Origin of the sequence: Pseudomonas sp. B7 (assembly GCF_016735645.1) — a bacterium.
Lineage (GTDB): Bacteria > Pseudomonadota > Gammaproteobacteria > Pseudomonadales > Pseudomonadaceae > Aquipseudomonas > Aquipseudomonas glycinae.
In genome coordinates, this window is the sequence record NZ_JAERRE010000003.1 from 1 (window position 1) to 21,529 (window position 21,529).

Sequence of the window (21,529 nt, forward strand, 5' to 3'; positions counted from 1 at the left end):
GCATGTAAGCCAGACGCTCCAGCGGATACGCCGGATCCAGCGGCACATAACCGCCGCCGGCCTTCAGGATCGCCAGCAGCCCGACCACCATGTCCAGCCCACGCTCGACACAGATCGCCACCCGCGCATCCGGGCCCACGCCCAAACCGCGCAGGTGATGGGCCAGACGGTTGGCCCGAGCATTCAGCTCGGCATAACTCAGTCGCTGTTCACCGGAAAGCACCGCCACAGCCTGCGGCGTGCGCAAGACCTGCGCCTCGAACAAACCGTGGATGCTTTGCTGAAGGTCATAGCCAACGTCGGTCGCGTTGAAGTCGAACAACAGCCGCTGCCGCTCAGCCCCCTCAAGAACCGGCAAGCGATTCATCGCCTGCGTCGGTGCCTGTTCCAGCGCCTCAACCAATCCCACCAACGCCGATTGCATGTAATCGCAAATCCGCTGCGCACCGATGTCCGTCGGCACCATGGCAATCAACGAGAAACCGTTGCCCAGGTCATCGACATTCAGGCTCAGTGGATAGTTGGTACGTTCTTCACTGCTCAGGGTCTCGATGCCTTGCCAGGCCTGAATCACGCTGTCCGAATGCTCTGAACCATGGCTGTGCCGGTAGTTGAGCATCGCGCTGAACAACGGCGACGTCGCCGCAATCCCGCTGCAACGCTGGGTCAATGCCAGCGAAGCATGCTCATGCCCCAACAGTGCGGTGAGACGCTGATGCGTCGCCTTGACCGCTTCGCGCACCGGGGTCTCCCCCAGATCGACCCGCAACGGCAAGGTGTTGATGAACATGCCCAGCGCACGGTCAGCGCCCTGGCCACCCTGCATCCGGCCCATCAGCACGGTGCCGAACACCACATTGTCTTGCCCGGAGGTCGCCGCCAATACCTGGGCCCACGCGAGGTGGAACAGGCTGGCCACGCTGATGCCCAACTGCCGCGCCTGACTGCGCAGGCGCAGGTTCAGGCCGTTGTCGAGTTCTTGCTGCACTTCCTCGATGCCGCGTCCGTCGCCACGCACATCGCGCAGGTTGAACGGCAAAGTCGGCTCGGCGATGTCGCCGAGCATGTCGCGGAAGAATGCTTCATGTTCCTGCTCCGTGACGCCCAACCGCGCCTGCGCCACGTAATTGCGGTACGGCACCGCCGCCGGCAACGGCTCGTCGGCCCCGCGCAGGTACGCCTGCATTTCGTGGCGCACCACTTCCAGCGCGGTGTGGTCGAGCACGATGTGATGGAACAGCAGCATCGCCACCACCCGGCCATGGGCCGGATCACGGGCGAACACCAGGCGCAGCAACGGCGCCTGAGCAATGTCGAGGCGGTAATGCCGCGCATCGAACCGGGCGTGCAGTTGTTCAAGAATGTCGCCGGCCGCAGGATCGAGCGAAACCTCCTGCACCACGAGCTCAGCCTGACGCCACACGGCCTGCACCGGCACGCTCAAGCCTTCCCACACCACGCCCGTACGCAGAACATCATGGCGGTCAATGACGTGTTGCAATGCCGCGCTGAAACGCTGCAGACGCTCAAGGCTGTCGAACGCCAACCGCGATTGCAGCAGGTAGGGATCGCCTTCTCCCGCACTCAAGTGGTGATAAAGAATGCCTTCCTGCAACGGCGCCAGCGGATAGATATCCTGCACGTTGGCAGCGCCACCCGGCACGCTGGACACCACACGGTCGATGGCGGCTTGATCCAGCGACACCAGCGTCAGCATGTCCGGGGTGATGTGGGTGCAATTGGCCGCGATGCGATTGGCCGGCACTTCGATTTCCCGCCCGCTGCCCACGGCGGCGGCCAGTGCGGCCAGGGTCGGCTGACTGAACAGCACACGCACGTCGGTGCTCAGGCCGATCTGACGCATGCGTTCGATCAGGCTCACCGCCAGCAGCGAGTGCCCGCCCAGTTCAAAGAAGTGATCGTGACGCCCGACCCGCTCGACCTTCAGCACCTCAGCCCACAACCGGGCCAGGGCGATTTCGGTCTCGCCGACCGGCGGCTCGTATTCACGCACCAGCACCGACTCGGCACCGGGGGCCGGCAGCGCCTTGCGATCCACCTTGCCGTTGGGGCTCAGCGGCAGGCTGTCGAGCGCGACGAATGCCGACGGCACCATGTAATCCGGCAAGCGTGCGAGCAAGTGTTCGCGCAACGCCTCGATCTCAGGTTGCCCGGCCTCGGCGTGCCAGGTGAAGTACGCCACCAGACGTTCCTCACGCACCAGCACCACGGCTTCACGCAGGGCCGGATGGCTGAGCAGTTGCGCTTCGATTTCACCCGGTTCCAGGCGCAGGCCACGCAGCTTGACCTGGAAGTCGTTGCGCCCGATGAATTCGAGCTGGCCATCGGCGCGGTAACGCACCAGGTCGCCCGTGGCGTACAGCCGATCGCCAGCCACGAACGGGCTCGGGGTGAACCGTTCGGCCATCAATTGCGGCAGGCCCAGATAGCCCCGCGCAACCCCGGCACCACCAATGAACAACTGACCGATGACGCCCATAGGCACCGGCCGTTTGGCAGCGTCGAGTACGTAGAGACGGGTGTTGTTGATCGGCCGTCCGATCGGCAACGCGCTGTCCGGTACCGCCATTGACGGCTCCAGCGTCCACACCGTGCTGTCGACCGTGGCTTCAGTCGGGCCGTAAACGTTGTGCAAACGCACTTGCGGCAAACGCTCGCGCACAAGGCGAGCCAGCGCCGGCGTCAGGTCGCCGCCGCCACAGAACACATCGGTGAGGCTGCTGCACTGGCTGACGTCGTCCTGCTCGAGGAACTGTTGCAACAGCACCGGCACGAACTGGATCACGCTGACCCGCTGCTCGCGAATCACCTGCGCCAGATACGCCGGTTCGCGGTGCCCGTCGGGACGCGCCAGTACCAGCCGCAAACCGGCGCTCAATGGCCAGAACAGCTCCCAGACCGAGGCATCGAAACTGAATGGGGTTTTCTGCAACAGGGCGCCGTCCGTCACGGCGGGACACAGCTGCGAACTCCAGTGCAGCAGATTGCCCACGCCGCGATGCTCGACCATCACGCCTTTCGGCGCCCCGGTGGAACCGGAGGTGTAGATCACGTAGGCCAGGTTCGAAGCGCTCAGGCCCAGCACTTGCGGGTTGTCATCCGGGTTGAATGTCCAATGAGCCTGATCCAGATCGATCACCAGCGCGGTGCTCTCATCCAGCAACTCACGCGTCGCACCGTGCACCAGCACCGCTACCGGCGCGCTGTCCTTGAGCATGTAATCCAGACGCTCTGCCGGGTACGCCGGATCCAGCGGCACATAGGCACCGCCCGCCTTGAGGATGCCGAGCAGACCGACCATCAGCTCCAGCCCGCGCTCGACGCTGATCGCCACCCGCGAATCCGGCCCCACGCCCAGTTCGCGCAGATGATGGGCCAGTCGATTGGCCTGTGCGTTGAGTTCGGCGTAGGTCAGCCGCTGTTCACCGGCCTGCAACGCGATGGCTTGAGGCGTGCGCTGCACTTGCGCCTCGAACAGCCCATGAACGGTGTGCTCCAGATTGTCTGCGGTCCCGGTGACGTTGAGGTCGTAAACGACATGCTGACGCTCTGCGCCGTCAAGGATCGGCAAGCGGTTCAGCGGCTGATCCGGTGCCTGCTCAAGAGCATCCGCCAGTGTCTCCAGCGCGGTCTGCATGTAGTCGCAGATGCGCTGCGAACCAATGCTCGCCGGGGTCATGGCGGTGAGCACAAAACCGCTGCCCAGATCATCGACACCCAGACTCAGCGGATAGTTGGTGCGTTCTTCGCTGCTCAGGGTCTCGATGCCTTGCCAGGCCTGACGCAGGTTTTGCTGTTGCGCCTCGTCGGCGCTGTGCCGGTAGTTGAGCATCGAACTGAACAGCGGCGAAGACGCGGCCACGCCGCTGCAACGCTGGGCCAGCGCCAGTGACGCGTGTTCATGGCCGAGCAGCGCACTGAGCCGCGCATGCGTCGCCCGAGCCCCTTCGCGCACTGGCGTATCTCCGAGATCGACCCGCAGCGGCAAGGTGTTGATGAACATCCCCAGCGCCCGGTCGGCCCCCTCGCCGCCCTGCATCCGGCCCATCAGCACCGTGCCGAATACCACCCGCTCCTGCCCGGACGTCGCCGCCAGCACCTGCCCCCACGCGAGGTGGAACAGGCTGGCCACGCTGATGCCCAGTTGCCGCGCGAGGCTGCGTAGACGCTGGCCGGTTGCAGTGGTCAGGGCCTGTCGCGTTTCCTCAATGTCGCTACCGTCACCTTGCACATCCTGCAAGCCGAACGGCAGGCTCGGCTCGTCGATGTCGCCGAGCATGTCGCGGAAGAACGCTTCGTGCTCCTGCTCGCTGACACCCAACCGCGCCTGCGCCACGTAGTTGCGGTAAGGCACGGCCGCGCCCAGCGAGGCTTCGCGCCCTTGCAGGCAGGCGAGCATTTCGTGCTGCACCACGTCCAGCGCGGTGTGATCCATCACCACATGGTGGAACAGCAACATCGCAACCACCCGATCGTGGGCCGGATCACGGGCATACACCAGACGCAGCAGCGGTGCCTGGCTGATGTCGAGGCGGTAGTGCCGGGCATCGAAACGCCCGTGCAACTGCTCGAGGATGTCGCCATCCGCCGGATCAAGCACGATCTCCTGCACCGGCAGCTCGACTTGACGCCACACCACTTGCATCGGCTCGGCCAGTTCTTGCCAGATCACCGCCGTGCGCAGGATGTCGTGACGGGCAACAATCTGGCGTAGCGCGGCCGCGAACGCTTCCACACGTTCGACGCTGTCGAAGGCCAGCCGCGATTGCAGCAGGTACGGGTCGCCCTGCTCTGCGCTCAAGTGGTGATAGAGGATGCCCTCCTGCAACGGCGCCAGCGGATAAATGTCCTGCACGTTGGCGGCGCCGCCGGGCACCGTGGCGACGATCCGGTCGATGCTCGGCTGATCCAGTTCCGCCAGGCTCAGCAGGCCCGGGGTGATATGGGTGCAGCCATCGGGAATGCGGTTGGCCGGCACTTCGATTTCGCGACCGCTGCCCACCGCCGCGGCCAGTGCAGCCAGCGTTGGCTGGCTGAACAGCACACGCACGTCGGTATTCAGGCCGATCTGACGCAGGCGTTCGATCAGGCTCACGGCCAGCAGCGAGTGGCCGCCCAGTTCGAAAAAGTTGTCGTGGCGTCCGACTTTTTCCAGTTTCAGGACATCGGCCCAGATCTGCGCCAGCGCGGTTTCCATCGGGCCTTGCGGGGCTGCGTATTCACGGCTGAGCCAGGCGTTCTGATCCGGTTCCGGCAAGACCTTGCGGTCGAGTTTGCCGTTGGCTGTCAGCGGCAAGGCGTCGAGTCGCACGTAAGCCGCCGGGATCAGCGCTTGCGGCAAACGGGTTTGCAGATGATTGCGCAGGGCTTCGATATCGGCCGGCGCACGCTCGGTGAACCACACCAGCAACTGCCCGTCGCGCACCAGCGCCACCGCGTCCTGCACCGCCGGATGGCTGGCCAGCGCCGCTTCGATTTCCCCCAGTTCAACCCGCACGCCGCGCAGTTTGACCTGATCGTCGTTGCGACCCAGATACTCGATATTGCCGTCCGCCAGCCAGCGTGCAAGGTCTCCGGTGCGGTACATCCGCGCCTGCGGCTGATCGCTGAACGGATCAGTAAGGAAGCGTTCGGCAGTCAGATCGGGACGGTTCAGATAACCCCGCGCCACGCCAGCGCCGGCGACGTACATCTCGCCCGTGACACCTACTGGCACCGGACGTTGCTGGTCATCGAGCAGATAGATGCGGGCGTTCGCCATAGGCCGGCCGATGTGCAGCGGCTGGCCGACTTCCACCAGGCCGGACGTGGCGACCACGGTGGCCTCAGTCGGGCCGTAGTTGTTGATCACTGCGAAGGTTTGTGCACGGTTGAACTGACGCAGCTTGTCGCCACCGATCAGCAAGGTACGCAAGGTCGGGTGTTGCAGCTCGCGGCTGAAGGCGTATTCGGCTACCGGCGTCGGCAGGAAGCTGACCTGCAACGGCTGCGCGCGCCACCAGTCGAGCAACTCGTCCAGGTGCTCGTTGCTCACCGTTTCCGGCGGCAGGTGCAACGTCGCGCCGACGCACAACGCCGGCCAGACTTCCCAGGCCATCGCATCGAAGCCGAACCCGGCCACGCTGGCGGTGTGGCTGCCGGCGTGCAGGTCGAAAGCTTCGGCGTGCCAGTGCACAAGGTTTTCCAGGGTCGCGTGTTCGACCATCACGCCTTTCGGCTGGCCGGTGGAGCCCGAGGTGTAGATCACGTACGCAAGATTTGCCGGAGTCAGGTACGGCAGTTGCGGGTTGCTGTCGGGCAGGTGTTGCCAGGCGTCGCTGTCCAGATCGATCACCGGCATCATGCCCAGCAGCTCCCGGGTCGAAGCCTGTGCGAGCACGGCCACCGGATCGCTGTCCTGCAACAGGTAGGCAATGCGTTCCGCCGGATGCGCAGGATCCACCGGCACATAACCGGCGCCGGCCTTGAGAATCGCCAGCAGGCCGACCAGCATCTGCGGGCCACGACGCACGCAGAGCGCGACGCGGTCGTCCGGTTGCACGCCTAGACCGATCAAATGATGGGCCAGTCGGTTGGCACGCTGGTTGAGCTGCCCGTAGGTCAGCTGTTGCGCACCTTGAATCACGGCGAGGGCATGCGGGTTGCGCTCGGCCTGCACCTCGACCATTGCGTGAATCGTCGCGCCACGGGGATAGGCCGTGACCGGTGGATTGAAGCCGTCGACCAGACGTTCCAGCTCCGCAGTCGAAAGGATCGGCAAGCGGTTCAACGGTTTTTGCGGCGTCTGTTCCAGCGCCTGCACCAGTTGCTCCAGCGCGGTGTGCATGTAACTGCAAATCCGCTGCGCGCCGATCTGGCTGACCGCCAGCACTGACAAGGCAAAGCCTTCGCCCAGATCGTCCACGCTCAGGGTCAGCGGATAGTTGGTGCGCTCCTCACCACCGAGTTTTTGCACGCCCTCCCAGATGCCCTGCCCGTTTTGTGACGGCTGCGCAGGGGCGCTGTGACGGTAGTTGAACAAGGCGCTGAACAACGGCGACGACGCCGCGACACCACTGCAACGCTGGGCCAGCGCCAGCGAAGCATGTTCATGCCCGAGCAATGCCGTCAGCCGTGCGTGGGTCGCTTTGACTCCTTCCCGCGCGCCGGCGCCGATATCGATGCGCAGCGGCAAGGTGTTGATGAACACCCCCAGCGCCCGGTCGGCACCATCACCACCCTGCATCCGCCCCATCATCACCGTGCCGAACACCACATCGCGACGGTTCGACAGCACGCCCAGCACCTGCGCCCAGGCCAAGTGCATCAGGCTGGCCGCGCTCACGCCCAGTTGTCGCGCCTGTTCACGCAAGCGCAGATTGAGTTCGGCAGCCACCGGTTGCAGCGCTTCCTCGACGCCGTGACCGTCGCCCTGCACGTCCCGCAGACCGAGTGGCAGGGTCGGCTCATCGATGTCGCCGAGCATTTCGCGGAAGAACGTTTCGTGTTCCAGCTCGCTGAGCCCCAGGCGTGCCTGAGCTACGTAATTGCGATAGGGAATCGGCGCCGAAAGGTGATCGACCTCACCGAACATCACACCGCGCATTTCCTCGACGATCACTTCCAGCGCCGTGTGATCGAGGATCAGGTGATGGGACAGCAGGATCGCCACCACGCGTTGCTGTTTCGGATCTTCGGCATAGACCATGCGCAGCAGCGGCGCCTGGCTGATGTCGAGGCGGTAGTGACGGGCGTCGAAACGCTCGTGCAACTGCTTGAGGATGTCGCTCTGCGCCGGGTCCAGCGTCACGTGCTGAACCACCAGTTCGGCGTGGCGCCACACCACTTGATGAGGGGTGGCGAGACCTTCGTGGACAACGCTGGTGCGCAGGATGTCGTGGCGAGCGATGACCTGCTGCAAGGTGTCGGTGAAGGTGCGCAGACGCTCGACGCTGTCGAAGGCCAGCCGCGATTGCAGCAGGTACGGGTCGCCCTGCTCCGCGCTCAAGTGGTGATAAAGGATGCCTTCCTGCAACGGCGCCAGCGGGTAGATTTCCTGCACGTTGGCAGCACCGCCCGGCACGCGGGCGACGATCCGGTCAATACTGGCCTGATCCAGATCGGTGAGGCTCAGCAGGTCCGAGGTGATGTGAGTGCAATCAGCCGGAATGCGGTTCGCCGGCACTTCGATTTCGCGACCGCTGCCCACCGCCGCAGCCAGTGCAGCCAGAGTGGGTTGACTGAACAGCACGCGCACGTCGGTGCTCAGGCCGATCCGGCGCAGGCGCTCGATCAGGCTCACCGCCAGCAATGAATGGCCGCCCAGTTCGAAGAAGTTGTCGTGGCGACCGACTTTTTCCAGCTTCAGGACATCCACCCAGATCTGCGCCAGCGCGGTTTCCACCGGGCCTTGCGGGGCTTCGTATGCCTGGCTGAGCCAGGCGCTCGGGTCCGGCAGCGGCAAGGCCTTGCGGTCGACCTTGCCGTTGTTGTTCAACGGCAACGCATCGAGCTGCACCCAGGCCGAGGGCACCATGTATTCCGGCAGGCGCGCTTGCAATTGTTCGCGCAAACTGGCGCTGTCCACGCCCTTTTCGGCGGTGAAATACGCCACGAGGCGCAGCGGTTCCTGACCGTCCTGACGGGCCAGCACAATGGCTTCCTTGACCCCCTCGCAGTTCAGCAGGCGATTTTCGATTTCCCCGAGTTCGATGCGGAAGCCGCGGATCTTCACCTGATCGTCGTTACGGCCGATGCATTCCAGTTGGCCCGGCGCGAGCCAGCGTGCGAGGTCGCCGGTGCGATACAGCAGCGCGCCCGGTTGCTCGCTGAATGGGTCTTGCAGGAATTTCTCGGCAGTCAGATCCGGGCGATTCAGATAGCCCAGCGCCACGCCTTGCCCGCCGATGTACAGCTCGCCGGTCACGCCCATCGGTACGGGTTGCTGACGGGCGTCAAGCACGTAGACCTGGGTGTTGGAGATCGGGCCGCCGATTGGCACGCTATCGGCGGTTTCCGACACTTCGCGCACTTCAAACGTCGTGGCGTAGGTGGTGGTTTCGGTTGGGCCATAGCAGTGGATGATGCGCAGGTCCGGCGCCTCGGCGAGCAAACGGCGGAAGGCCGCCGGGTCGGCGCGTTCACCGCCGCAGAGCACAATGCGCAGGCCCTTCAGTGCCTCGGGGATCAATTGAACGTACTGGTTGAACAGCGCGGTGGTGACGAACAGGATCGTCGCGCCGGTGTTCGCCAGTTCACGTCCGAAGGCTTGCGGATCAAGCAAGGTCGCGTGATCGATCACCACTACTCGCCCACCGTTGAGCAACGGGCCCCAGACGTCCATCGTGCTGGCATCGAACGCCGGGTTGGAGGCAAATGCCACGCGATCCTGCGGATTGAAATCGGCATAGCCGTTGTTGATCACCAGTCGCCCGATGGCCCGGTGCGGCACCATCACACCCTTCGGCGTGCCGGTGGAGCCGGAGGTGTACATGATGTAGGCCACGGATTCGGAGGACTGCGGCAAGCCCGGGTTGTGGACCGGTTGCGCGTCCAGCGGCAGCGAATCCAGATCGATACGGCGCACCGCGTAATCAACCGTTTCAGTGCTCAAGGTCAACAGCACTTTCGCCGAGCTGTCCTCAACCATGAACGCCTGACGCTCGCCCGGAGCGTTGATATCCAGCGGCACATAAGCCGCCGCGCACTTGCCGATGGCCAGTTGCGCAGCCAGCAGATCCAGCGAACGCGGCAGCAGAATCGCCACAGGGTCGCCCGGTTGCACGCCCTGCCCGATCAGAAAGTGGGCCAGTCGGTTGGCCCGTTGATTCAGCTCGTCATAGGTCAACGCCGCGTTGCCATGCACCGCCGCCACGGCTTGCGGATGCAGTTTCACTTGCAGTTCGAACAGACCATGAACCGTCGACCCCGACGGATATTCCCGCTGGGTAGCATTGAACCCGACCAACAACTCCCGACGCTCATCCGGCGGCAAAATCGACAACTGATCGACGCCCCGTTGCGGCGTCTGCTCCAGCGCCTGCACCAGACTGTCGAAGGCAACATTGATGTACTCGCAGACCCGCGCACCGTCGATGCCCGGCACCGCTTGCACGCTCAGACGCAAACCTTCGCCAAGGTCATCGACGCTGACCACCAGCGGATAGTTGCTGCGCTCGCGGGAGCTGAGCAATTCAATGCCACCCAGCGTCAGCCCCGCAGCCTGCGGCGCGCTATGGCGATAGTTGAGCAACGTGCCGAACAGCGGCAGCGAGCCGGAAACCCCGCTGCAACGCTGGGCCAGCGCCAGTGACGCTTGCTCATGCGCGAGCAATTGCGCCAGCCGTTCATGGGTGGCAAGCACACTTTCGCGCACCGCTGTGGCGGTCACGCTGACTCGCAGCGGCAAGGTGTTGATGAACAGGCCCAACGCCCGGTCGGCACCCTCGCCACCCTGCATCCGGCCCAGCAGCACCGTACCGAACACCACCTCGTCCCGACCGCTGATCTGCGCCAGGACCTGTGCCCAGGCCTGGTGCGCCAGACTCGCCACACTGATGCCGAGCCGCCGCGCCTGCTCGCGCAGACGCAAGGCCAGTGCGGTGTCCAGCGTGAGCTGGCTGTCGACCACGGCGCTGCCGTCGCCGTGCACGTCCTGCACGCCGAACGCCAGGGTCGGCTCGTCGATGTCGCCGAGCATGTGGCGGAAAAACTCTTCGTGCGCCTCGGCATTCGCGCCAAGCCGAGCCTGCGCGACGTAGTTGCGGTATTGCACCGGGGTCGCCAGTTCGGCGGCGTGACCGTGCAGCACGCTGTTCATCTCGCTCACCAGCACTTCCAGCGCGGTGTGATCGAGCATCAAGTGGTGCATCAGCAGGATGCCGACCCAACGTTGTTGCTGCGGATCCTCGGTGTAGGCGAAGCGCATCATCGGTGCGCGGCCCAGATTCAGACGATAGTGCCGCGGGTCGAAACGTGCCTGCATCTGTTGCAGCACGTCGCCTTCCAGTGCCTCGTGATCTGCTCGTTCAAGCGCCAGTGGCGCCGCACGCCAGACCACTTGCACCGGTTCTTCGAGGCCTTCCCAGACCACGCTGGAACGCAGGATGTCGTGGCGCGCGATCACCACATTGACGGCTCGCACGAATGCCTTGATCGACTTGATCCCGTCAAACACGAACTGCGCCTGCAAAACGTATGGATCGCCCGCAGTCGCCGCCATGTGGTGATACAGAATCCCCGCCTGCAACGGCGCCAGCGCATAGATGTCCTGCACATTGGCGACCCCGCCAGGGACGCTTTCCACTACCCGGTCGATGCCGGCCTGATCCAGTGAGGCCAGGGGCAACATGTCTGGCGTGATGTGTTGGCAGTCAGGGGTGATGCGATTGACCGGCACTTGAACGCTGGACGACGCGCCCAGGGTGGCCGCCAGCCCCGCCACGGTTGGCCGACCGAACAGGACGCGCACGTCGCAGCTCAATTCCTGCTGGCGCATGCGCTCGACCAGCTTCACGGCCAGCAAGGAATGGCCGCCCAGCTCGAAGAAATTGTCATGACGACCGACCCGCTCGACGTTCAGCAAGGCTTGCCAGATTTCGGCGATGCGGCATTCCACATCACCGACCGGCGCCTCATATCCGCGCAATATCTGACTGCTTTGATCCGGTGCCGGCAAGGCTTTGCGGTCGAGTTTGCCGTTGGGGCTCAGGGGCATGGCGGCGAGATGAACGAACGCCGTCGGCACCATGTAATCCGGCAACTGCTCCAGCAGATGGCTGCGCAGTTCGCCGATCTCCAGCGGCCCGCCGGTGTAGTACGCCACCAGCCGAGGATCGCCAGCCACGTCTTCGCGCACCAGCACTTCGGCCGCAAGCACGGTAGCGAGTTGAGTCAGGCGCGTCTGAATTTCCCCGAGTTCGATACGCAGGCCGCGAACCTTTACCTGATCGTCATTGCGACCGAGGTATTCAAGGTTACCGTCGGCCCGGTAGCGGCACAGGTCACCCGTGCGGTACAGCCGCGCGTTCGGCTGATCGCTGAACGGATCGTCGAGGAAGCGCTCGGCGGTGAGCGACGCAAGGTTCAAGTAACCCCGCGCCACTTGCACGCCGCCGATGTACAACTCACCGGCCACGCCCAACGGCAGCGGTTGCAGTTGTTCATCGAGAATGTACAAACGGGTATTGCTGACTGGCCGACCGATAGGCAACAGCGCCTCTGGCACCGGCATCGATGGCTCCAGCGTCCACACGCTGCTGTCGACAGTGGTTTCGGTCGGGCCGTAGACGTTATGCAAGCGAACCTGCGGCAGACGCTCGCGCACCTGGCGGCCCAGCTCTGGCGTCAGCTCGCCGCCGCCACAGAAAACATCCGTAAGGCTGGTGCATTGGCTGACGTTTTCCACGTCGAGGAACTGTTGCAACAACGCCGGGACGAACTGGATCACGCTGATGCGCTGCTCCTGCACCACTTGCGTCAGGTACGCCGGTTCGAAGTGCGCATCGGGACGCGCCAGCACCAGACGCAGGCCGGCCGTCAGCGGCCAGAACAGCTCCCAGACCGAGGCGTCGAAACTGTAAGGGGTTTTCTGCAAAAGGGCGCCGTCCGCCACCGGCGGGCAAACCTGCGAGCTCCAATGAAGCAGATTGCCCAGGCCACGGTGCTCGACCATCACGCCTTTCGGCGTGCCGGTGGAGCCGGAGGTGTAGATCACGTAGGCCAGGTTCGAAGCGTTCAGGCCCGGCACCTGAGGATTGTGCTCGGGATAGTCCTGCCAGTGATCCTGATCGAAATCGAGCAACGGCACGCCGCCCGCCTCGAACAGCGCTCGGGTCGCGCCGTGCGCCAGCAGCGCCACTGGCGCGCTGTCCTTGAGCATGTAGTTCAGGCGTTCCGCCGGGTAGGCCGGATCCAGCGGCACGTAAGCACCGCCAGCCTTGAGAATGCCCAGCAGACCGATCACCAGTTCAGGTCCGCGCTCGACACAGATCGCCACCGGCGTATCCGGCCCGACACCCAACTCGCGCAACCGATGAGCCAGGCGATTGGCCCGCATATTGAGTTCAACGTACGTCAGTGACTGCGCGCCGGACTGCAACGCGACGGCCTGCGGCGTACGCTCGACCTGCGCCTCGAACAGACGGTGAACGGTCTGTTCCAGATCGAGATCGACGTGACTGTCGTTGAAGCCCACCAGCAATTGCTGCCGCTCGTGTGCCGGCAAAACGGGCAACTGGTTGATCGGCGTCTCGGGCGATTGCTCCAGGGCATCGAGCAAGGCGTCTAGAACGGTTTGCACGTATCCGCAAACGCGTTCGGCGCCAATGCCGCTCGGAGCGATGGCGGACAACCGGAAACCACTGCCCAGATCATCGACGCTCAGGGTCAGCGGATAGTTGGTCGGCTCCTTGCCACTCAACACCTGGACACCGGGGGCCAGGTCGATCACCTCGGCAACGTCACCGACAGCACTGTGACGGTAATTGAGCATGGCGCTGAACAACGGCGTCTGCGCACTCAACGCGCTGCAACGCTGGGCCAATGCCAGCGAGGCCTGTTCATGAGCGAGCAAGGCGCTCAGCCGACGGTGCGTGGCGAGCACGCCGTCGTGGACGCTTTGCGCCCCGACATCGACCCGCAACGGCAAGGTGTTGATGAACATGCCCAACGCCTGCTCACCGCCGTCGCCCGCCTCCATTCGTCCGAGCAACACGGTGCCGAACACCACCGAGGTGCGCCCGGACAACTGGCCCAACACCCGCGCCAGCGCCAGGTGCATCAGGCTCGCCACGCTCACGCCGAGTTGCCGCGCCTGCGTGCGCAGTCGCAGGTTCAGTGCGTCGCCGAGCATCAGTTGCGCGTCTTCGAAGTCCTGTCCGCCGCCGTGAACATCCTGCAAGCCCCACGGCAACGTCGGCTCGTCGATATCGCCGAGCATCTCGCGGAAGAACGCTTCGTGGGCCTGCTCATCGAGCGCCATGCGCGCCCGCGCCAGGTGATTGCGAAACGGCACCGCCGACGCGACCTGTTCGGTCTGCCCTTGCAGCCAGGCCTGGATTTCCCGGCGTACCACGTCCAGCGCAACGTGGTCGATGATCATGTGATGGAACAGCAGCAGCGCCACGATCCGGCCCTGCGCCGGATCCCGGGCGAACACCAGACGCAGCAGCGGTGCCTGTTGCAGATCAAGGCGCAAATGACGGGCGTCGTAGCGCGCCTGCAACTGACTGAACACATCGGTGGACGTGTCGGCTTCCACCTCTTCGCAGACCAGCGGCGCCTGGCGCCAGACCACTTGCACCGGCTCGTCCAGGCGCTCCCAGACAAACGAGGTACGCAGAATGTCGTGACGGTCGATCACCCATTGCAGTGCCTGGGCAAATGCATCGAGGCGCTGGTGATTGTCGAAGGTGAACTGCGCCTGTTGCACATACAGATCGCCTTCGCCAGCCGCCAGGTGCAGATACAACATGCCTTCCTGCAATGGCGCCAGCGGATAGATGTCCTGCACATTCGCCACGCCGCCCGGCACGGTGGCGACGATGCGGTCGATGGCCGGCTGATCCAGTTGCACCAGCGGCAGCATGTCCGGGGTGATGCGCAGCGCCGGACTCGACCAGTCGCCGCCGTGGCTCGCCACCAGCTCCAGCAACTGCGCCTTGTGTTTGGCGAGGCTGTCCCACAACGCATCGTCGAGCGCGTCGTCGTTGCCCAGAATGACCAGGTCTTCATCGTCCTGTTGAAGGCGGATCGCATGGGTGGAAATAACAGCCATCAGCTCGCGAAATTGCATGGGGGTAACCTGCTGTAAATTCGGGAAAAAGGAGCGCGCAGCGGCGAGTCCGTGCGGCCGCGCGCAGCCTGGAAAAACTAAAACATCGGGGCTTGGGTGTCTGACATGGGAAGCGGGGACAAGCCCCGTGACCGATCAGTCATGGCGCCGATCCGCGGGAACCGCGAGTCGGCGCCGGTGTCGGCTCAGAGCCGGCGTTTGCGGTTGAGCGTCGGTATGGTGGTTGGCGGCACTTCCAGCTGTTTTGCCTGGTCCGAGGTTTGCGCCGCCAGCGCGGCCAGAGTCGGCTGGCTGAACAGCGTCCGCGCATCGACGTGCAGCCCGGCCTGACGCATGCGGGCCACCAGGCTGACCGCCAGCAACGAATGCCCGCCCAGCTCAAAGAAGTGGTCATTGCGCCCGACCTGCTCCAGTTGCAGCACTTCGGCCCAGATCTGTGCCAGCCGGATTTCGACTTCGCCCTCGGGCGCCTCGTAGCGGCGACTGAGTACCGCCTCCGCTCCCGGTGCCGGCAAGGCTTTGCGGTCGACCTTGTCGTTGGGAGTCAGGGGCAACGCGTCGAGTTTTACGTAAGCGCCCGGTGCCATGTACTCCGGCAAACGCTCCAGCACATGGGCGCGCAAGGTTTCGATGGGGGGCGCGTCGAAGCCTTCGCGCCCGGTGAAATACGCCACCAGCCGCTCGTCCCGCACCAGCACCACCGCTTCACGCACGGCGGGATGCTCGATCAGTCGCGCCTCGATTTCCCCCGGTTCCAGACGCAGACCGCGCAGCTTGATCTGGAAGTCGTTGCGGCCGAGGAATTCGAGGTTGCCGTCCGCCCGGTAGCGCACCAGATCGCCGGTACGGTACAGGCGATCACCGGCCACGAACGGGCTGTCGATGAAGCGCTCGGCCTGCATCTGCGACAAGCCCAGATACCCCCGCGCGACCCCGACCCCGCCGATGTGCAGGTGGCCGCTGACGCCGAATGGCACCGGTTGATCGTGGGCGTCCAGCACGTAGAGCCGGGTATTGCTCAGGGCCTTGCCGATTGGCACCACGGCCTCCGGCACCGGTTGGTCCGGTTCCAGTGTCCAGCCAGTGCTGTCGACGGTGGTTTCGGTCGGGCCGTAGACGTTATGCAGGCGCACCCATGGCAGGCGCTCGCGGACACGCCGGGCCAGTGCGGCGGTCAGTTCGCCGCCACCGTTGAGCACGTCGGTCAGGCTGGTGCACTGGCTGACATCGTCCTGTTCGATGAACTGTTGCAGCAGCGCCGGCACGAACTTGACCACAGTGATCTGCCGTTCGCGAATCACCTGGGTCACATAGGCCGAATCGCGGTTGCCGTCGGGACGCGCCAGCACCAGCCGCAGGCCGGAACACAGCGGCCAGAAAATCTCCCACACCGAACTGTCGAAGCTGAACGGCGCCTTCTGCAACAGCGCGCCGTGCTCGGTCGGCGGGCTGATCTGCGAGCCCCAGTGCACCATGTTGCAGGCGCTTCGGTGTTCGATCATCACGCCCTTCGGCGTGCCGGTGGAGCCCGAGGTGTAGATCATGTAGGCCAGGTTTGAAGCGCTCAGACCCGGTATTTGCAGGTTTTCAGTCGACGCGTGCTGCCAGGTGCAACGGTCGAAATCGATGACCGACACACCCGGATCGCCCAACAAATTGCGGGTAACGTCATGGACCAGCACCGCCACCGGGGCGCTGTCCTGCAGCATGTAATGCAGGCGTTCCAGCGGATAGTCGGGATCCAGCGGCACGTACGCGCCGCCCGCCTTGAGAATGCCGAGCAGGCCGACCACCAGGTCCAGGCTGCGTTCGACACAGATCGCCACCCGCGAATCGGGTTGCACGCCGTGCTCGCGTAGATGATGCGCCAGACGGTTGGCCTGTTCGTTCAATTGGCGATAGGTCAGTTGTTGCTCGCCAGCCTGCAATGCGATGGCGTCCGGCCTGCGCTGGACTTGTTGCTCGAACAACACCTGAAGCGGCGGATCGAGCGGGCAATCGACTTCGCTGGCATTGAACTCGACCAGCAATTGCTCAAGCTCTGCTGCCGGCAGTATCGGCAAGCGATTCAGCGGCTGTTGCGGTGCCTGCTCAAGGGTATCGACCAGTGCCTGCAACGCGGTCTGCACGTAGTCGCCGATGCGCCGGGCACCGATGCTGATCAGGGTCCGCGTGGTGATCTGCAAGGCGTTGCCCAGATCATCGACGCTCAGGGTCATCGGGTAGTTGGTGCGCTCTTCGTTGTCCAGGGTCTGGATGCCTTGCCAGGCTTGGTCCGACGCCGATTCCTGGGCCTCAAGGTCGGTGTGCCGATAGTTGAGCAACGCACTGAACAGCGGTGCCGGTGACGCAACGCCGCTGCAACGCTGGGCCAGCGCCAGTGATGCATGTTCGTGCCCGAGCAGATCGGTCAGTCGGGCGTGGGTGAGCTGAACCGCCTCCTGCGCGCTCCGGTCCATGTCCACCCGCAATGGCAAAGTATTGATGAACACCCCGAGCGCCCGGTCCGCGCCCTCGCCGCCCTGCATACGGCCCATAAAAACACTGCCGAACACCACGTGCTCCTGCCCCGAGGTCGCCGCCAGCACCTGCGCCCAGGCCAGGTGAATCAGGCTGGCCACGCTGACGCCGGCCTGCCGCGCCTGAAGGCGCAATCGCCGGTCCAGTTCAGGCGCAAGCGTGCGTACGGCTTCATCGATACCACGCCCGTCGCCCTGCACGTCCTGCAAACCGAACGGCAGGGTCGGTTCGTCGATATCGGCAAGCATCTCGCGGAAGAACGCTTCATGTTCCTGCTCGCTGACACCGAGTCGGGTCTGCGCTACATAATTGCGATACGGCACCGCTGGCGACAGCAGTTCGCCCTGCCCCAACAGGTTGGCGCGCATTTCGTGGCGCAGGACTTCCAGCGCAATGTGATCCAGCGCCAGGTGATGGAACAATAGAATCGCCACGATCCGCCCGTGGGCCGGATCGCGCGCATACATCAACCGGATCAGCGGCGCCTGACTGACGTCGATGCGATAGCGACGAGCATCGAAACGCGCGTGCAGTTGCGCGAGGACATCGCCCTCGGCCGGATCGAAGGTAATTTCCTGCACCGGCAGTTCGGCTTCGCGCCAGACCACCTGCACCGGAGTGGTCAAACCTTCCCAGACCACGGCGGTGCGCAGGATGTCGTGGCGCGCCATGACCTGACGCAACGCGCCCGCATAGGCCTCGACCCGCTCGACGCTGGCGAACGCCAGTTGCGATTGCAGCAGGTATGGATCGCCCTGCGCGGCAGTGATGTGGTGATAAAGAATGCCTTCCTGCAACGGCGCCAACGGATAAATATCCTGCACGTTGGCCGCCCCGCCCGGCACCGTGGCGATGATCCGGTCGAGGGTGGCCTGATCCAGTTCAACCAACGGCAACAGGTCCGGCGTGATCCGCGTGCAACCTTGCGGAATGCGGTTGGCCGGCACTTCGACCTCGCGGCCAGTGCCCACCGACGCGGCCAGTGCCGCCAGGGTCGGCTGGCCGAACAGCACGCGCACATCGCTGCTCATGCCGAGCTGGCGCATGCGTTCGATCAGGTTGACCGCCAGCAACGAGTGCCCGCCGAGTTCAAAGAAGTGATCGTGACGCCCGACCTTTTCGACTTGCAGCACCTCGGCCCAAATCTGCGCCAGGAGGATTTCGACGTCGCCTTGCGGGGCCTCGTACTCGCGGCGGATCAATGCCTCCGGCCCCGGTGCCGGCAACGCCTGGCGATCCAGTTTGCCGTTGGCCGTCAGGGGCAACGCCGTCAAGCGTACGTAAGCCGATGGCAGCATCGCGCTGGGCAGACGGGTCTTGAGGTGAGCATGCAGCTGCGTGATATCCAGCGGCTGGCGTTCGGTGAACCAGGCCAGCAATTGCCCGTCGCGTACCTGCACCACCGCATCGCGCACGGATTCATGGCGGCTCAACGCCGCTTCAATCTCGCCGGGTTCGATGCGCACCCCACGGATTTTCACCTGATCGTCGTTGCGGCCCAGGTATTCGATAGTGCCGTCCGGGCGCCAGCGTGCGAGGTCGCCGGTGCGGTACATCCGCGCGTTGGGCTGGCGGCTGAATGGATCGTCGAGGAAACGTTCGGCGGTCAGCTCCGGCCGGTTGAAGTAACCCCGTGCCACCCCGGCGCCGCCGACGTACAGCTCACCGGCCACGCCAATCGGCACCGGGCGTTGTCGGTCATCCAGCAGATAGGCCGTGGCATTGCTCACGGGTTTGCCGATGTGCAGCGTCCGGCCTGGCCCGATTCGGCCCGAGGTAGCGACCACCGTCGCTTCGGTCGGGCCGTAGTTGTTGATCACCGCGAACGTCTGCTCGCGATTGAACTGACGCAGGCGATCACCGCCGATCAGCAGCGTGCGCAGGGTCGGGTGTTCGACGTGGCGACTGAAGGCGTATTCGGCAATCGGGGTCGGCAGGAAACTCACGTCCAGCGGTTGCGCGCGCCACCAGTCGAGCAGCGCGTCGATGTCTTCGCCACCGTCACGAGACGGCGCCAGGTGCAGGGTCGCGCCGACACACAGGGCGGGCCAGACTTCCCAGGCCATGGCGTCGAAGCCGAAGCCGGCAAGGCTTGAAGCGTGGCGACCGGCCCACAGATCGAAGGCTGTGCAATGCCAGTCGACCAGATTCGATAACGTGTGATGTTCGACCATCACGCCCTTGGGCTGGCCGGTGGAGCCGGAGGTGTAGATCACGTAGGCCAGGTGCGCGGAGGTCAGCCCCGAGACGTCGGGGTTGAGATCGTTGATCGGCCAGCCGCGCGAATCGATTTCGATCAGCGACACGTCCAGCACCGGCAAGCGTTCGCGCAAATCGCGCTGGGTCAGGACCACGGCCGGAGCACTGTCGCGCAATAAATAGCTCAGGCGTTCCGCAGGATGGGCCGGATCGACCGGCACGTAACCGGCGCCGGATTTGAGAATCGCCAGCAGCGCGACCAGCGTGTCCAGCCCTCGTCGGGCGACCAGCGCCACACGGTCGTCGGGTCGCACGCCGAGCCCGATCAAATGATGGGCCAGGGCGTTGGCCTGTCGGTTCAGCTCGGCATAGGTCAGCTGCTGTCCCAGGGATTCAGCCGCTACCGCGTCCGGCCGCGCCGCCGATTGCGCTTCGATGCGCTGGTGAATGGTCAGGTCTTGGGGGAATTCAACGCGCGTGTCATTCCATTGCTGCAGCAACGCCGATTCGGCCGGCAGGCTCAGGCTGAAGTCGCCCACTGCCAGCGCCGGTTCTTCAAGCCCCTGCTCCAGCACCCACAGCAAGCGCCCGCTCAGCGCCGCGACTTCGTTGGCGTCAAAGTAGGCCTCGTTGTACACCATGTAGAGACTGTCCTCGTCGTCGCCCCGGCTGCTGCGCAAGTGCACGGACAGCGGCGTACCCTCTTCGTGGTTCGACACTTTGACCACCCGCCCCTGTGCTTCGCCATAGCGATATTCATGGGCGTCGCGCTCATAGGACACGGTCACTTCGAACAGCTGCGAGCGATCCTCGCGCAGCAAACCGAGGGCGCGGTTCATCTCGCTCAAGGGAAAACGCTGGTGGCGGAAGTCTTTTTTCAATTCGTCGTGAATCGCCTTGACCAGCGTCTTGAATGACAACTCGCGACCAAACCCCATGCGCACCGCGCTGACCTGGGTGAACAGCCCCAGGGTCGATTTGAACCGGGCGCCGGAACGGTTGAGCAGCGGCACGCCCACCACCCATTCGTCACGCTGGGCGCTGCGGCTGAAGTACACATGGATCGCTGCCAGCAACACGTGAAACGCCGACGCACCGTACTCTCGGGCCACCTGCTTCATGCGCTCGTGCAAGCGAGCCGGAAACACCTGCGAGAAAATCCGGGTGGGTGCCGCAGCGCCGGCAAAGCGCTCCTGGTAACGCGGCAACAACAGCGGCTCGGGACGGTGCTGGTATTTGTCCAGCCAATACGCACGGTCGCGGGCATAACGGGCGGACTGAAAATACCGCGCATCGTCGCGGATGAAATCGACATAGGACGGCGCCGAATCGGGCGGCAGTTGCCCGAGCGCGAGCGCGTTGTAGATCTCGTCGAGGGACTTGAGCATCTCGCCGAACCCCCAGCCATCAACGATCAAGTGATGGGCCTGGAGTGAGAGCCAATGACGGTCGTCATCGAGCCAGAGCAGACTAAACCGAAACAACGGCCCGCCATCCAGCGTAAACAGCCGCTCGATGTTTTCCTGCGTCAGTTGGCGCGCTGCGGCGTATGGATCGGGATGGCTGCGTAAATCGTGCACCGGCATCGGCACCGGCATCGATCGCGCGAAACGCTGCAATGGCAGCCCATGCTCGCCGGCCCCCGGCAGCAGGCTGGTGCGCATGGCGTCATGCCGGGCCACGAGACCCTCGAGAGCTGTCTGCATCAGCGCCGGATCCAGCGGCCCGGTCAGTTCGACATAGCCACCGATGTTGTACATCGGCGAATTTCCCTGACGCAATTGATCGAGCCAGATATCGCGCTGGGCAGCGGTCAGCGGGAAAGCCTCGGAAATCGCGGACAGACCGTCCGCCGCGTCGGCAGCAAATTGGTTCATAAGATCCATCTCACGTGATTTGGCGCGTATTCAAGCATCGGCCCTGAAACCCGCATGACACGTGAAACCCGGACAACTTCCCTCTCTTCGTACAACCCTGTGAACCAACAGCGTCGGACAAGTCAGCGATCCCCCTAAT

The 21,529-nt window shown here is 64.3% G+C and carries 2 protein-coding genes; both read right to left on the reverse strand.

The features are described 5' to 3' along the window. A partial coding sequence (locus JKA62_RS08680; protein WP_201817386.1) for an amino acid adenylation domain-containing protein occupies positions 1–14,794 on the reverse strand: 14,794 nt, incomplete at its 3' end. A 185-nt stretch (positions 14,795–14,979) separates the two neighbouring features. Next, on the reverse strand, positions 14,980–21,390 hold the full coding sequence (locus tag JKA62_RS08685; RefSeq protein WP_201817389.1) for a non-ribosomal peptide synthetase: 6,411 nt from the start codon (positions 21,388–21,390) through the stop codon (positions 14,980–14,982). Positions 21,391–21,529 lie beyond the last annotated feature (139 nt).